Source organism: Streptomyces sp. NPDC058985 (assembly GCF_042740985.1).
GTDB lineage: Bacteria > Actinomycetota > Actinomycetes > Streptomycetales > Streptomycetaceae > Streptomyces.
Map to the genome: position 1 here is coordinate 68,522 of NZ_JBHYJX010000017.1, position 14,978 is coordinate 83,499.

General features: G+C 71.0%; 11 protein-coding genes. 3 read left to right on the forward strand and 8 right to left on the reverse strand.

What is annotated here, in order from left to right; genetic code table 11:
- Window positions 1–52: 52 nt before the first annotated feature.
- Window positions 53–1,600, forward strand: a complete 1,548-nt coding sequence (locus ACFW01_RS17565) for an MFS transporter (protein ID WP_384504412.1) — start codon at window positions 53–55, stop codon at window positions 1,598–1,600.
- Between the two features lie 276 nt (window positions 1,601–1,876).
- Here the strand turns inward: ACFW01_RS17565 and ACFW01_RS17570 are convergent, their stop codons facing one another.
- From ACFW01_RS17570 to ACFW01_RS17580, 3 genes are all read right to left on the reverse strand, one after another.
- Window positions 1,877–2,782 carry an ADP-ribosylglycohydrolase family protein gene (locus ACFW01_RS17570; protein ID WP_234958468.1) on the reverse strand — a complete coding sequence of 302 codons (906 nt, stop codon included), beginning with the start codon at window positions 2,780–2,782 and terminating at the stop codon, window positions 1,877–1,879.
- A gap of 12 nt (window positions 2,783–2,794) precedes the next feature.
- The gene (locus ACFW01_RS17575) at window positions 2,795–3,454 is read right to left on the reverse strand and encodes a histidine phosphatase family protein (protein WP_234958467.1); all 660 of its coding nucleotides are present in this window, start codon (window positions 3,452–3,454) and stop codon (window positions 2,795–2,797) included.
- Between the two features lie 106 nt (window positions 3,455–3,560).
- A complete protein-coding gene (locus ACFW01_RS17580; RefSeq protein ID WP_234958466.1) occupies window positions 3,561–4,166 on the reverse strand; it encodes a YdbC family protein in 606 nt (201 codons plus the stop codon).
- Between the two features lie 157 nt (window positions 4,167–4,323).
- Between ACFW01_RS17580 and ACFW01_RS17585 the strand changes: the two genes are divergently transcribed.
- On the forward strand, window positions 4,324–4,857 hold the full coding sequence (locus tag ACFW01_RS17585; protein WP_234958465.1) for a TerD family protein: 534 nt from the start codon (window positions 4,324–4,326) through the stop codon (window positions 4,855–4,857).
- A 72-nt stretch (window positions 4,858–4,929) separates the two neighbouring features.
- Here ACFW01_RS17585 and ACFW01_RS17590 read toward each other — a convergent pair whose 3' ends face one another.
- Together ACFW01_RS17590 and nrdR are read right to left on the reverse strand one after the other, a co-directional pair.
- Entirely contained in the window at window positions 4,930–7,833 is a 2,904-nt protein-coding gene (locus ACFW01_RS17590; protein ID WP_384504415.1) for a vitamin B12-dependent ribonucleotide reductase, read from the reverse strand.
- A 167-nt stretch (window positions 7,834–8,000) separates the two neighbouring features.
- A complete protein-coding gene (gene nrdR, locus ACFW01_RS17595) occupies window positions 8,001–8,558 on the reverse strand; it encodes a transcriptional regulator NrdR (RefSeq protein WP_122618504.1) in 558 nt (185 codons plus the stop codon).
- Between the two features lie 559 nt (window positions 8,559–9,117).
- Between nrdR and lexA the strand changes: the two genes are divergently transcribed.
- On the forward strand, window positions 9,118–9,897 hold the full coding sequence (gene lexA, locus ACFW01_RS17600) for a transcriptional repressor LexA (protein ID WP_122618505.1): 780 nt from the start codon (window positions 9,118–9,120) through the stop codon (window positions 9,895–9,897).
- A 122-nt stretch (window positions 9,898–10,019) separates the two neighbouring features.
- Here lexA and ACFW01_RS17605 read toward each other — a convergent pair whose 3' ends face one another.
- The 3 genes from ACFW01_RS17605 to ACFW01_RS17615 all read right to left on the reverse strand — a co-directional run bounded on the left by ACFW01_RS17605 (window position 10,020) and on the right by ACFW01_RS17615 (window position 14,948).
- Window positions 10,020–12,014 carry an ATP-dependent DNA helicase gene (locus ACFW01_RS17605; protein ID WP_384504418.1) on the reverse strand — a complete coding sequence of 665 codons (1,995 nt, stop codon included), beginning with the start codon at window positions 12,012–12,014 and terminating at the stop codon, window positions 10,020–10,022.
- Between the two features lie 164 nt (window positions 12,015–12,178).
- A complete protein-coding gene (locus ACFW01_RS17610) occupies window positions 12,179–12,835 on the reverse strand; it encodes a GNAT family N-acetyltransferase (RefSeq protein ID WP_234958461.1) in 657 nt (218 codons plus the stop codon).
- 112 nt (window positions 12,836–12,947) lie between these two features.
- Complete coding sequence (locus ACFW01_RS17615) at window positions 12,948–14,948, reverse strand: IucA/IucC family protein (RefSeq protein ID WP_384504420.1); 2,001 nt, start codon at window positions 14,946–14,948, stop codon at window positions 12,948–12,950.
- Between the last annotated feature and the right edge of the window lie 30 nt (window positions 14,949–14,978).

The following is a 14,978-nucleotide window of genomic DNA, read 5'->3' on the forward strand; positions in this document are numbered from 1 at the left end:
TGACGCAACAGTGAACGCGGGCGTTCACTAAGTGATTCGTGGGGGACACACAGTGACAACCTCATCTCTGATCCGAGACCAGAAGCCGGGAGCGGCCCGCCGGGAGGGGCATCCCGGCATCGCGCTCACCGTCATCGCGGCCTGCCAGCTCATGGTGGTACTCGACGCGACGATTGTGAACATCGCACTCCCGCACATTCAAGACGCGCTCAAGTTCAGCACCACCGACCTCACCTGGGTCGTCAGCGCCTACACGCTCACCTTCGGCGGCCTGCTCCTGCTCGGTGGCCGAGCCGGTGACATCCTCGGCAGGCGCCGGGTCTTCATGACCGGCATCCTGCTGTTCACCTTCGCCTCGCTGCTCGGCGGCTTCGCCCAGGAACCCTGGCAGCTGCTGGCGGCGCGCGTCCTGCAAGGTGTGGGAGGCGCGATCGCCTCGCCCACGTCGCTCGCCCTCATAACCACCACCTTCCCCGAGGGCCCGGAACGCAACCGGGCCTTCGGCGTCTTCGCGGCCGTGTCCGCGGGCGGTGGCGCCATCGGTCTGCTGGCCGGCGGCATGCTCACCGAGTGGCTGGACTGGCGCTGGGTCCTCTTCGTCAATGTGCCGATCGGCGTGCTGATCGCGGTGCTCACCCCGATGTACATCAGTGAGTCCGAGCGGCACTCCGGCCGCTTCGACATCGCCGGTGCGGTGACCTCGACGGCGGGTATGGCCTCCCTCGTCTACGGCTTCATCCGGGCCGCGGACGACGGCTGGCGGGACAGCCTGACCATCGGTTCCTTCGTGGCGGCCGTGGTGCTGCTGCTGTCCTTCGCGTTCATCGAGTCGCGGGCCAAGGAGCCGATCACCCCGCTGCGGATGTTCGCCGACCGCAACCGCTCGGGCACGTACGTGATCATGCTCAGCCTGGCCGCGGCGATGTTCGGCATGTTCTTCTACATCGTGCTGTTCGTCCAGAACGTGCTGGGCTACACCCCCATCGAGGCGGGTCTGGCCTTCCTGCCGGTCACGGTGGTGATCGCGCTCGGCGCGGGGATCTCGCAGCGGTTCCTGCCGGCCCTCGGACCCAAGCCGTTCATGATCGTGGGCTCGGCGCTCGCCGCGGTGGGACTCGGCTGGCAGGCCCTCATCAGCTCCGACAGCTCCTATGTCGGCGGTGTGCTGGGGCCGATGCTGATCTTCGGCTTCGGCATGGGCCTGAACTTCGTGACGCTGACGCTGACCGCGGTCTCCGGGGTCGCCCAGCACGAGGCGGGCGCGGCCTCCGGTCTGCTCAACGCCATGCAGCAGGTGGGCGGATCGATCGGCCTGGCCATCCTGACCACGGTCTTCGGCACGGCCAGCAGGGACGAGACGGAGAAGCAGGTGCCGGACTTCCTCACCAACGGCTCGCCGGAGCAGAAGGCCGAGTTCGCCCAGACGCAGCAGCTGCCGGCGCCGTGGGGGCACGACGTCCTGGCCCAGGGCATCTCGGCGGCCTTCATTCCGGCCGCGGCGATGGCCGTACTCGCCCTGGCCACGGCATGGCTGGTGATCCGGGTCCGCAAGAGCGACCTGGAGGCCCTGTCCGGCTCGGCGGGTCCGGGGGTCGGCTGACCACATGTTCCCGCGGGGGCGGGCACCGGGCGGCGTCTCAACCGCCTCCCGGCGTCCGCCCCGTCGTCGGCGTCCGGCGGTCGGCAGTACGAACACGTCCATGTCCCGCCCCCTCGTGACTCCCCCGGCCCCGTCCGGGAGCCGGACCGCGCGCAGCGGATGTCTCGACAACGCGCGAGTCGTCACGGAGAGTTCCCGTCCCGCACGGAGAGTTCCCGTCCCGCACGCAGAGTTCCCACTTCGCGCGGAGAGTTCCCTCTGGGCGGGAGAAGTCGACTAGGACCGCGCCGCCATCCACTCGGGCAGCTCCTCGACCCGTCCCGCCCACTCGGCCGGGGGCGCGCCCGCCGTGCCGGCCGCGATCACTCCGCCCACGATCGCGCAGGTCGTGTCCACGTCCCCGCCGACCTGGGCGGTGGTCCAGAAGGCCGTTTCGTAGTCCCCGAGGGCGCGGGCGGCGGACCACAGGGCGAAGGGCACCGTGTCGTGCGCGGTCGTACGCCTGCCGCAGCCGAGGACCGCCGCGACCGTGGCCGCGTCGCCGTAGTCCAGCATGTCCCGAGCGCGCCGGAGTCCGGCACCCACCGCGCTCTTCGGCACCAGGGCGATCACCCCGTCGAGGAGCGCGTGCGCCTTGGGAGGTCCGGCCGGGTCCGCGGCCAGTGCGGCGGCCGCGGCGACCGCCATGGCGCCGACCACCGCCTCGCGGTGCTGATGCGTGGGGTAGGCGGAGATCTCGGCCTGGTGGGTCGCCTGCTCCGGGTCGTCCGCGTACCAGGCGCCCAGCGGGGCGATGCGCATCGCGGCACCGTTGCCCCACGAGCCCTGGCCGTTGAACAGGGCTGCGGCCAGCTCGCGCCAGTCGCCGCCCTCGCGGACCAGCCGCAGCAGTCGGTTGACCGCGGGACCGTAGCCGCGGTCGAAGTCGTGGTGCCGGGCGAAGGAGAGGGCCAGTGCGTCCTGGTCGACGCGCTGGTGGGTGGCGAGGACGGAGACCACGGAGCAGGCCATCTCCGTGTCGTCCGTCCACTGCCAGAGGCCGGGCGGCAGCTCGCGGCGCTTCAGCAGCGGATAGTTCGCGGGTACGAAGAACTGGGAGCCCAGCGCGTCGCCGACCGACAGTCCGCGCAGGCTGGACAGGGCCCGGTCCAGGCGCCCGTCAGGAGATGAATGAGCGGTCATCGCCCTGCCACTCTATCCGGTGATCCCGTACGGTTCCGGATCTCGCCAGCGTTCGAAGGGCCGGTCAAGGGTGTACTTGCCGTCCTCACCGAGAACGAGCATCCGCATCTCGGCGTTCCCGGGGTTGGACAGGGACTCGAACTCCGCGACCGTCCAGTGGAACCACCGCATGCAGAACAGCCGCATGGCCAGTCCGTGGGTCACCAGCAGCACGTTCGGCGGGTGGTCGGGGTCCTCGAAGCTGCGGAAGAGGCTCTCCAGGAAGCCGCCGACCCGGTCGTACACGTCGGCGCCGGACTCCCCCTGGGCGAAGCGGTAGAAGAAGTGGCCGTAGGCGTCGCGGTAGGCCTTCTGCAGGCGAACGTCGTCGCGGTCCTGCCAGTTGCCCCAGTCCTGCTCGCGCAGCCGGGGCTCCTCCCGTATCCGTATCAGTCCGGGGTTCAGGTGGAAGGCGCGGAGCGTCTCGTGCGTCCGGCGGTACGGGGAGACGTACACGCTGACCCGCTCGCGGCCGAAGACGTCGCGCAGCCCCTTGCCGGTCTCCTCCGCCTGCACCCGGCCCCGGTCGGTGAGGGCCAGCGCGTGGTCGGGTTCGCGCTCGTACACGGTGTCATCGACGTTTCCGGTCGATTCGCCGTGCCGGACGAGAACGATGCGCCGTGGTCGTGCCATGCCAGCACCCTAGATCGAGTCGGCCGGAACCAAGCACTCGTACGGGCGCCGTACGGCGTACGTCACACAGTTTCCACACCCGGCGGCGGGAGCGCGGGTCCGGATCTCAAATGGTCCAGGTGGGTTCCATCTGGACGACGTCACCGGTCAGCGCCGCGATGTCGGCCTCCGTCTGGGCGCGCAGGGCGAGCCGTTCGATGCGCTCGGTGCGGTACTTGCCGTGCTCGGCCGCCGACCGCCACATGGACAGCACGAGGTACTCGTGCCCCGGGGCCTCGCCGAACAGGCCGCGGACCATGCCGGGCGAGCCGGCCATCGCGGGGTTCCAGACCTTCTCCTGCATGAGGACGTAGTGCTCGGCCCGCTCCTCGTGGACCCGGCAGAGCGCCACCCGCAGCAGGTCGGCGTCGGTGAAGCGCGGTTCGAAGCCCGTCTTCACGTCGAAGCGGTAGTCGAAGAGCCTGACGCGGGCGTCCTTGAAGGTGCCCACCTGGGCGGAGGCCAGCCGGTCGTGGGAACGGGCCATGAAGGAGTCGTAGAAGGCACGGCTCTCCCAGAACGCGAAGACGTGCGCCACGTCCGGATGCCGTCGGCTCCAGCCGCCCCCCTGTCCCCGAAATCCCGGCTCCCCCGGAAGCCCCGCCCACTTCCGCTGCCCCCGCTCGAAACCGCGGCGGTCCACCACGGTGCAGCGAATCCACTTGACCAGCACCGCGCCATGGTAAGGCCAGAGAACGTGGCACCGGTCACGCTCCGGCGGACCGCTCGCCCCACGGGCGTCGCTGTGCGTGGCAGGATGGACAACCGGCCGTCACCGCTCGGCAGTTCAGGTCGCCGGGCAGGGCGGGGGACCTGGGAAGGGGAAGTTTGTGAACGGCCTCAGCAAGGGGACCGGCAAGGTCGAGATCGCGCTGCGGTGGGACCCGAGTCCGGCGGGAGAGCCACCCGCCGACCTGGACCTCGTCGCCGGGACGTACACGGCGGACGATCCGTACGGCGAGCCCTCGTACATAGTGCACTTCGACAGCCGCTCCCCCGACGGCACCATCTATCTCAACCGGGACAGCAAGGACGGCAAGGGCTTCGGCTTCGACGAGGTCATGACGATCGAACTGGAACGGCTCGACGCCCGGTACGCGCGCGTGGTGGTGGGTGTCGCCATACAGCAGCGCGCCGAGGACCGGACCTTCGCCGACGTGAGCAACCCGGGTCTGCGCATCCGGGAGGGCTACACGGACCTGGCCGCGGACGACTTCGCCGGTGTCCTCGGCGCCACCGCGGCGACGGTCGCGGAGTTCGTCCGGGACGAGACCGGGGCGTGGGAGTTCCGGGCCGGGGTGCACGGCTTCGAGGAGGATCCGGCGACGTTCACCCGCGCCATGGGTGCGGCGCGCCGTTCCTGACCCCAGGGGCATGAGTAAGGGGCGTCCGCCAAGGCGGACGCCCCTTACTCAACGGTGATCAGGCTTCAGTGATCAGCTGCAACCGCTGGTCGAGCCGCAGCCCTCGCAGATGTAGCAGGAACCGGCCCGCTGCATCTTCGTACCGCAGGAGAAGCAGAGCGGGGCGTCCGCCTGGATGCCCAGCTGCATCTCCACCAGCTCGGCACTGGTGTGCGCCTGCTGCGGGACGGGCTTGACCGCCTCGACCTCGGTCCTCGGCGTGGAGACGGCCTTCAGCTCCTGGGCGCGCGGCGCGGACTGCGCCAGGCCCTCGACGTCGACCTCGTCGTCCGAGGGCTCGTACGAACCCGTCTCCAGGTGGCGCTGACGCTCCTCCGCGGAATGGATGCCGAGCGCGGAGCGCGTCTCGAAGGGCAGGAAGTCCAGCGCCAGGCGGCGGAAGATGTAGTCGACGATCGACTGCGCCATCCGCACGTCCGGGTCGTCGGTCATGCCGGCCGGCTCGAAGCGCATGTTGGTGAACTTGGAGACGTACGTCTCCAGCGGCACTCCGTACTGGAGGCCGACCGAGACGGCGATGGAGAACGCGTCCATCATGCCCGCGAGGGTCGAGCCCTGCTTGGACATCTTCAGGAAGACCTCGCCGAGGCCGTCGTCCGGGTAGGAGTTGGCCGTCATGTAGCCCTCGGCGCCGCCGACCGTGAAGGAGGTGGTGATGCCGGGACGCCCCTTCGGCAGACGCTTGCGGACCGGACGGTACTCGATGACCTTCTCGACGGTCGCGCGGATGGCCGCCTCGGTCGTCTCCGTGACGGCGTCGGCCTCGGTCTTCTCCTTCTCCTTGGTCTTGGCGGAGAGGGGCTGGCCGACCTTGCAGTTGTCGCGGTAGATGGCGAGCGCCTTGACGCCCATCTTCCAGGCCTCGAAGTAGACCTCCTCGACGTCCTCGACGGTCGCCGACTCCGGCAGGTTCACCGTCTTGGAGAGCGCGCCGGAGATCCACGGCTGGATGGCGGCCATCATGCGGACGTGGCCCATCGCGGAGATGGAGCGCTCGCCCATGGCGCAGTCGAACACCTCGTAGTGCTCGTGCGCGAGACCGGGGGCGTCGATCACGTTGCCGTTGTCGGCGATGTGGGCGACGATCGCCTCGATCTGCTCCTCCTGGTAGCCCAGGCGGCGCAGGGCCTGCGGCACGGTGCCGTTGACGATCTGCATCGAGCCGCCGCCGACCAGCTTCTTGAACTTGACCAGCGCGAGGTCGGGCTCCAGGCCGGTGGTGTCGCAGGACATCGCCAGGCCGATGGTGCCGGTCGGGGCGATGACGGACGCCTGGGAGTTACGGAAACCGTTCTTCTCGCCGAGGCGCAGCACGTCCTGCCAGGCCTCGGTGGCGGCGGCCCAGACCGGCGTGTCCAGGTCGTCCATGCGGACGGCCTTGGTGTTCTCGTCGGCGTGCTGCTTCATGACCCGCAGGTGCGGCGCGGCGTTGCGGGCGTAGCCGTCGTACGGGCCGACGACCGCGGCCAGCTCGGCGGAGCGCCGGTACGACGTGCCGGTCATCAGGGAGGTGATGGCGCCGGCCAGGGCGCGGCCGCCGTCGGAGTCGTACGCGTGGCCGGTCGCCATCAGCAGGGCGCCGAGGTTGGCGTAGCCGATGCCGAGCTGGCGGAAGGCGCGGGTGTTCTCGCCGATCTTCTGGGTCGGGAAGTCCGCGAAGCAGATGGAGATGTCCATCGCGGTGATGACCAGCTCGACGACCTGGGCGAAGCGCTCGGCGTCGAAGGACTGGTTGCCCTTGCCGTCGTCCTTGAGGAACTTCATCAGGTTCAGCGAGGCGAGGTTGCAGGACGTGTTGTCCAGGTGCATGTACTCGCTGCACGGGTTCGAGCCGTTGATGCGGCCGGACTCCGGGCACGTGTGCCACTGGTTGATGGTGTCGTCGTACTGGATGCCCGGGTCGGCGCAGGCCCAGGCGGCCTCGGCCATCTTGCGGAAGAGCGACTTGGCGTCGACCTCCTCGATGACCTCGCCGGTCATCCGGGAGGTGAGGCCGAACTTGGCGCCGTCCTGGACGGCCTTCATGAACGTGTCGTTCACGCGGACCGAGTTGTTGGCGTTCTGGTACTGGACGGACGTGATGTCGTCGCCGCCCAGGTCCATGTCGAAGCCCGCGTCGCGCAGGGCGCGGATCTTCTCCTCTTCCTTCACCTTGGTCTGGATGAAGTCCTCGATGTCGGGGTGGTCGACGTCGAGGATGACCATCTTGGCGGCGCGGCGGGTGGCACCGCCGGACTTGATGGTGCCGGCGGAGGCGTCGGCGCCGCGCATGAAGGAGACCGGCCCGGAGGCGTTGCCGCCGGAGGAGAGCAGTTCCTTGGAGGAGCGGATCCGGGAGAGGTTCAGGCCGGCGCCCGAGCCGCCCTTGAAGATCATGCCCTCTTCCTTGTACCAGTCGAGGATCGACTCCATGGAGTCGTCGACGGACAGGATGAAGCAGGCGGAGACCTGCTGCGGCTGGGGCGTGCCCACGTTGAACCAGACGGGGCTGTTGAAGCTGAAGATCTGGTGCAGGAGGGCGTAGGCCAGCTCGTGCTCGAAGATCTCGGCGTCGGCGGGCGAGGCGAAGTACTTGTTGTCCTCGCCGGCCTTCCGGTACGTCTTCACGATGCGGTCGATGAGCTGCTTCAGGCTCACCTCGCGCTGCGGGGTGCCCACGGCACCGCGGAAGTACTTGCTGGTGACGATGTTGACCGCGTTCACCGACCAGAACTCGGGGAACTCGACGCCACGCTGCTCGAAGTTGACCGAGCCGTCGCGCCAGTTGGTCATGACGACGTCACGACGCTCCCAGGCCACCTCGTCGTAGGGGTGGACTCCGGGAGTGGTGTGGACGCGCTCGACGCGGAGTCCCTTGCCCGCCTTGGTGGCCTTGGCGCGGGTACTCCGTGCCGGACCGCTCGCCGTCTCTGTCATGCCGCCTCCCTGTACGGGCGAAAACGCCCTGAAGTGCCGCGTTTGTTCCCGTGGCACGGTGTTTCTGTCTGGTGCCGGGGACATCTCTCACTGCGTCCCCGGCAGGTCTTCGTGACGCGCCGCCGTCCGGCCGGGCCCTGGCGCCGAAACCGGGTCCGGCCCGCCGTTCAGTCGGCGGCGCCGGCGGGCTCGGGGACCTGTGCCGCCCCCGTGGACCCGCGGTCCTTCTCGTTCTCCCGGCTCCCCTCGACGGCCCCGTCGCCGTCGTCGCCGGGATGTCCCGTCGCCTCCCTGAGCTCCGCGATCGCGGCCTCGAAGTCGTCGAGCGAGTTGAACGCCCGGTAGACGGAGGCGAATCGCAGATAGGCGACGAGGTCGAGCTCCTGCAACGGGCCGAGTATGGCCAGCCCCACGTCGTGGGTGGTCAGCTCGGCGCTTCCGGTGGCCCGCACCGCCTCCTCGACCCGCTGGCCGAGCTGGGCGAGCGCGTCCTCGGTGACGGGCCGGCCCTGACAGGCCTTGCGCACACCGTTGATGATCTTGGTGCGGCTGAACGGTTCGGTGACCCCGGACCGCTTCACCACCATGAGCGAGCACGTCTCCACGGTCGTGAACCGACGGGAGCAGTCAGGGCACTGGCGGCGCCTGCGGATCGACGTGCCGTCGTCGGTCGTACGACTGTCGACGACACGGCTGTCGGGGTGCCTGCAGAAGGGACAGTGCATGGCTTCCGAACCCTCCTCACAGCAGACTCCATAGCCTCGAAAGGCCCTTCAGGCCTCTCGGAGCAGCCCCCAGCATAGGCGATCTCGGCGGGCTCGAAGACCCGGGGGACCACAACTTATGGGCTGCCGTTGCAATCCAACCACTAGATGTGGGGATTGGCGCATACAAACACGCCCCGCACGCATGTCGTCTCCGTACGCACAGGCCCCCGCACCCCGCACACCCGGACGGGCGTATCGCCGGGAGGCATGCGGAGATAGCGTGGGCACCGCGCGGAGGGGACGTGGGACTACCGCAACAGATGCGGGCCCGACCCCGTCGGACGGGCTGCCGGATGGCAGACTGGGGCGACATCCCCGAGGTTGTCACCACGGCGGTGAAGAGTACAGCAACGTACCCTTTTGTTGCGTTTTCGCCCGTAGGTCACCGCGGTAGCCATACACCCAGACACGCAGTACGAGCGAGCGATTCACGTTTTTTCACTCGAACGTGTGTTTGGCGCAACCTTTCGAAAGCTACTACCGTTGTGCAGCAGGGAGACCATCGAGAGGGGCCGACGTGACCACCACCGCCGACAGTGCCACCATCACTGGCCAGGACCGCCCCCAGGGCCGACCTGAGCCGGCGCACGCGATGAGCGACGCCGCGAATCCCGAGGGGCACAAGCGCTCCCTACCGGGCCGGCCTCCCGGCATCCGGGCGGACAGCTCGGGACTCACCGACCGCCAGCGCCGGGTGATCGAGGTCATCCGCGACTCCGTGCAGCGCCGTGGGTACCCGCCGTCGATGCGGGAGATCGGGCAGGCCGTCGGTCTCTCCAGCACCTCCTCCGTCGCGCACCAGCTGATGGCGCTGGAGCGCAAGGGCTTCCTGCGCCGCGACCCGCACCGCCCCCGCGCCTACGAGGTGCGCGGCTCCGACCAGGCCGCCAGCGTGCAGCCGACGGACACCGCGGGAAAGCCGGCCGCGTCGTACGTCCCGCTCGTCGGCCGCATCGCCGCCGGTGGCCCGATCCTCGCCGAGGAGTCCGTCGAGGACGTCTTCCCGCTCCCCCGGCAGCTGGTCGGTGACGGCGAGCTGTTCGTCCTCAAGGTCGTCGGCGACTCGATGATCGAGGCCGCCATCTGCGACGGCGACTGGGTCACGGTCCGCCGCCAGCCGGTCGCCGAGAACGGCGACATCGTCGCCGCGATGCTCGACGGCGAGGCCACCGTCAAGCGCTTCAAGCGCGAGGACGGCCACGTCTGGCTGCTCCCGCACAACTCGGCCTACGAGCCGATCCCCGGTGACGACGCGACCATCCTCGGCAAGGTGGTGGCCGTACTGCGTCGCGTCTGAGCGCCACGGCGGGCGGGCACGCCACGACAGCGCCCCGCCGACCCGACCGGGCCCCGGAACCTCTGCGCCGGTTCCGGGGCCCAGCGCTGTGTCGGGGCCCGCGCGCTGCGCGAGGCCGGTGCTCAGTCGCCCTCAGTCTCCTGAGCGCCCTCCGTCTCGCGGGCCTTCGCGTCGATGGCGGCGAGGGACCTGCGGACCTGATTGCGGTCGGTGGTGAACCAGAAGTCGGGCAGGGACGCCTTCAGATAGCTTCCGTACCGGGCCGTCGCCAGCCGCTGATCCAGTACGGCGACCACGCCGCGGTCGCCCGACGCCCGCACAAGCCGGCCCGCGCCCTGCGCCATCAGCAGGGCGGCGTGGGTGGCGGCGACCGCCATGAAGCCGTTGCCCCCGGCCTCCTCCACCGCCTTCTGGCGCGCGCTCATCAGCGGGTCGTCCGGACGCGGGAAGGGGATCTTGTCCATGACGACCAGCTGGCAGCTGGGGCCGGGGACGTCGACGCCCTGCCACAGCGACAGGGTGCCGAAGAGACAGGTCTCCGGGTCCGCCGCGAAGTTCTTGATCAGCTCGCCCAGGGTCTCCTCGCCCTGGAGGAGGATCGGGTACTCCGGGATGCGGGAGCGCAGCTCCTCGGCGGCCAGCTGGGCGGCGCGCATCGAGGAGAACAGCCCCAGGGTGCGGCCGCCCGCGGCCTGGATCAGCTCCGTCAGCTCGTCGAGCATGTCGCCCCGGTCGCCGTCGCGCGCGGGTCGGGCCAGGTGCTTGGCGACGTAGAGGATGCCCTGCTTGCGGTAGTCGAAGGGCGAGCCGACGTCGACGCCCTTCCACTGGGGCACGTCGTCACCCTCGGTGCCCTCGGGTGCGAGGCCGAGGGAGGCCCCGACCCCGTTGAAGTCCCCGCCCAGCTTCAGGGTCGCCGAGGTCAGGACGACCGAGCGGTCGGTGAAGAGCTTCTCGCGCAGCAGGCCCGCGACGGACATCGGCGCGACCCGCAGCGAGGCCCCGAACCTGTCGTGCCGCTCGTACCAGACGACGTCCCACTCGGAGCCGTTAGTGATGCGCTCCGCCACGTCGTGCACGGCCTCGACGGAGGCCAGGGCCTGCTTGCGGACCGCGTCCTCGTCCTGCACGGACTTGTCGCGGGTGGCGCCGATGGCCGAGATGACCGTGCGGCAGGCGTCGCGCAGTGCCATCAGGGCGTAGCCGAGGTCCTCCGGGATCTCCTCCAGGCGGCCCGGCAGCGCCAGCTCCATCAGCCGCTCGAAGCCCTCGGCGGCCGTCTGGAGCTGGTCGGCGGCCTTCTCGTTGGCGAGCTTCGCGGCGCGGCGCACGGCGCGGTTGACCTGGCCGGGGGTCAGTTCGCCGGTGGCGACGCCGGTGACGCGGGAGACCAGCTCGTGCGCCTCGTCGACGATCAGCACCTCGTGCTGCGGCAGGACGGGGGCGCCCTCGATGGCGTCGATAGCGAGCAGGGCGTGGTTGGTGACGACGACGTCGGAGAGCTTGGCGCGCTCGCGGGCCATCTCGGCGAAGCACTCGGCGCCGTAGGCGCACTTCGTGGCGCCCAGACACTCCCGGGAGGAGACCGACACCTGCGACCAGGCCCGGTCGGAGACGCCCGGGGTGAGGTTGTCGCGGTCGCCGGTCTCGGTCTCGTCGGCCCAGTCGCGCATCCGCAGCAGGTCCTGGCCCAGCTTGCTGGTGGGGGCGGCGGCCTCGAACTGGTCGAAGAGGCCCTCCTCCTCGTCCTGCGGGGCGCCCTCGTGCAGCCGGTGCAGGCACAGGTAGTTCGACCGGCCCTTGAGCATCGCGAACTCCGGGCGGCGGCGCAGCTGGGGGTGGAGCGCGTCGACCGTGCGGGGCAGGTCGCGCTCGACCAGCTGGCGCTGGAGGGCCAGCGTCGCGGTGGCCACGACGACCCTCTCCCCGTGCGCGAGCGCGGGCACCAGGTAGCCCAGGGACTTTCCGGTGCCGGTGCCGGCCTGGACCAGCAGATGGGAGCCGCCGTCGATGGCTTCCTCGACGGCTTCGGCCATGGCCACCTGGCCGGGACGCTCCGTGCCGCCGACGGCGGTGACGGCGGCGTGCAGGAGTTCGGGGAGTGAGGGCTTCGTCATAGCGCGACCACCCTACGACCCGGCACTGACAAACGGGCGGGCAAGGCGGGTTCCTGGGACGGGAGAGGCGATGCGGGGGACTGGGGGGACGAGTGGGGCAAGAGTGTCTCCGGGACGGGCGACTGGCCGACGGGGGTTGCGGCCCAGGGGGGCGGGCCCGCGCTTCACGGTGACACGCGCGGCGCCCGTTCGCGGATCATGAGGGCGGCCCGCTTGGCGGGCAGGTCGACCTCGGCGGAGTACCGGTACCCGGCGCCGAGGAACGCCGCGACGGAGGGCGCGTTGCGGACGTCGGGTTCGGCGAGGACCCGCGTGCAGGCGGGCCGTGCGGTGAGGACGAGGTCGGTGACGGCCCGGATGAGCGTGGTCCCGAGGCCCTGCCCGCGGTCGGCGCCGTCGCCGATCAGGAGGTGGAGGCCGGTGTCCTGCGGCCGGACGGGACAGTACCGGGCCAGCGGGTCGAGGTCGGCGCGGTAGACCTCCCAGTAGCTCATCGGCACACCGTCGAGCACGCCGAGGCACGGGACGCTGCGTCCGTCGCCGGTGAGCTGCGCCCTCACGTGGTCCTCCGTCACGCTCGGCGGCCCGGTCAGTTCCCAGTACGCGGCGACGGCGGGGTCGTTCATCCAGCGGGCGATGAGCGGAACGTCCCGCTCGGCGTGGACGGGCACCAGGTGGAACACGCCCGCGGGCGTGTCGGCCGGGCCCCAGTCGGCGACCCGGCCGAGCAGGTCGTCCCCCGCCTTCCCGTAGAGGGCGACGAACTCCGCCGGAAGGTGCAGGTCGAGGGTGTCGTCGGCGCTCGCGTCGGTGGAAACCAAGGGTTCGCTCCTTCGGGGACGGAGGGGGCTGAGGGGGCGGAGGACTGAATGGGCTGGAGGGGCCGGCTGAGCCGGATGGGCTGGATGGTCTGGAGTCGGGGCGGCGCCCCGCTCAGGCGCGCAGTGGGTTGGCGATGGTGACGTAGACGGACTGGGTGTCCACCGGGCCGACGAGTTCGTCGAGTCCACGCAGCCGGGTCAGGAGGTTCGCCTTGCAGCGCAGGACGGGCGAGTCGAGCAGATGCGCCGGAAGTGAACCGCCCGGCGGGGCGGAACCCGGGGCCGCCCCGCTCAGGAACCGTCGGAAGGCGGCGAGCAGCAGTGCTTCGTCGGCGAGGCCCTGGGAGCCGAAGGCACCGATGAGCCCGAACACGTTGTTCACCGCGAGGTAGTACGCGAAGCGCTCGTCGGTGACGGCGTCGGCGACGAACGTGTCGCTCCGCTCGCCGATTCCGGGCAGGCGGGCATCGAGTACCGCGCGGTGGGACTCCCGGAAGTAGAAGCCCTGGTTGTCGCGGTAGCGGCCGCCGGCGGGCCAGCCGTCGGCGTCCAGCAGCAGGAGCGTGTTCTGCTGGTGCGCCTCCAGGGCGATCCCCGCGTGCGCGTCCAGCCACAGGACGGGACGTACGACGTGGTGGAGGTAGCGCAGGAACCACTCGGCGGCGACGGCCCCGCGCGTGCGGCCGGTCCGCCGGGCGAGTCGTGTGACGAGACCGGCCAGCCGGGAGCGGGGGGCGTCGGCGTCGGTACTCTCCGGCCCGCCGGAAACGTCCCCCCGCGCGTGCGGCCGCGGCGCGACGAGGCCGGCCACACAGGACACGTCGTCCGAGGGCCGGAAGGGGTTGTGCCGGACGACCACGTCGAGTCCGCGCACGGGTCCGCCGTCCGGTCCGTCGACGGCGAGCCAGGCCGGGTCGCGGACGATGTCGAAGTCCGGGTGGACGTTCTGCCACTGGCGGGACAGTCCGCCGCGCAGCAGACGGTGGACCTCGACGCCGCGGTGGAGTTCCTTGCGGAGGTTCTCACGCCGGGAGTTGGTGATGTGCAGGGCCAGCGAGAGCTTCAGCATGGCGGGCGCGCCGGTGCGGTGGACGGTCCGCAGCGACGATGTGGGGTGCCACGGGGCGCCCCGGGCACCGAGGTCCCTGAGCAGCCCGGCGTCCAGTAGCGCGGCGGTCGCGGGGCGGTGCCGCAGGGCGCGGAACTGCCAGGGGTGCAGGGGCAGGAGTGCGTATCCGTCCGGTGGAGCCGGCCCGTCGCCCGCCAGGCGGGCGGTGAGGTCGGGGGCCGTGACCCGGCGGCCGCGCTCGGTCCAGGCCGAGTCGGTGGCGAGGAGGGACGGGGCGACGGCCACCCAGTGCAGGGGGAAGGAGCCGCGCAGTTCGGGTGAGTACCGCCGGGCCTCCGCCTCGGTGAGGCCCTCACGGCTCTTGGGGGTGGGATGCAGCGGGTGCCCCAGGAGCAGCGCCTGCTCGGCGGCGAGGAACAGGTCGGTGCCGGCTTCGGCCGGGGAGCCGCCGTCGGGGCTTGCCTCGCGGTCGCGGAGGAATACGGCGGTGCGGCGGACGGAGTCGGCCACGCGTGCGACGAGGTCGGTGCCGTCGGGTCCCGGGTCGCCGGACGCTTCCCGCGCGAGCAGCGCGGCGAGCGTGACCGCGTCCACGGGCGGCGCCGAGGCCGGGGCGCCGGCCGGCCTCGGCGGGCCGAAGCGGTGGTGCCCGGTGGGGGACCGGTAGCGGACGGGAACGGCCAGGGCGGTGCCGCTGGCCGGGAGCGGGATGTACAGGTCGCCCTCGTCCGGAGCGTCCAGGCCGGCCTCGCGGGCCCAGCAGCGGAGCAGGTTCTCGGCGGTCGCCGCCTGGGCCGCGGCGTGGTGGCCTGCCGTCGGGACATCGGGCGTTGCCGGCGCACAAGGCGTTGGCGCACCGGGCGTTGGCGCACCGGGCGTTGGCGCACCGGGCGTTGGCGCTCCGGGCGTTGGCACGTCGGCGGGCGCTGCCGGAACCGCGGCGGTCGCCGGTCTCGGAGCGGGGACCGTCCTCGCGGCGAGTGCCGCCGGTGGAGTGGCGGGCGGGCGGGTACCGGGCGGCTCGGGTGTGGGGGTGGTGTGCAACGCGGTCCTCGTGACGTACGGGGGTGGGTG

What these genes read in the sequence shown, in the direction of transcription:
- ACFW01_RS17570 (WP_234958468.1), bottom strand. Translation starts at nt 2,782, where the DNA reads ATGACCGCTCATTCATCTCCTGACGGGCGCCTGGACCGGGCCCTGTCC.
- ACFW01_RS17605 (WP_384504418.1), bottom strand. Translation starts at nt 12,014, where the DNA reads ATGACGAAGCCCTCACTCCCCGAACTCCTGCACGCCGCCGTCACCGCC.
- nrdR (WP_122618504.1), bottom strand. Translation starts at nt 8,558, where the DNA reads ATGCACTGTCCCTTCTGCAGGCACCCCGACAGCCGTGTCGTCGACAGT.
- ACFW01_RS17575 (WP_234958467.1), bottom strand. Translation starts at nt 3,454, where the DNA reads ATGGCACGACCACGGCGCATCGTTCTCGTCCGGCACGGCGAATCGACC.
- ACFW01_RS17590 (WP_384504415.1), bottom strand. Translation starts at nt 7,833, where the DNA reads ATGACAGAGACGGCGAGCGGTCCGGCACGGAGTACCCGCGCCAAGGCC.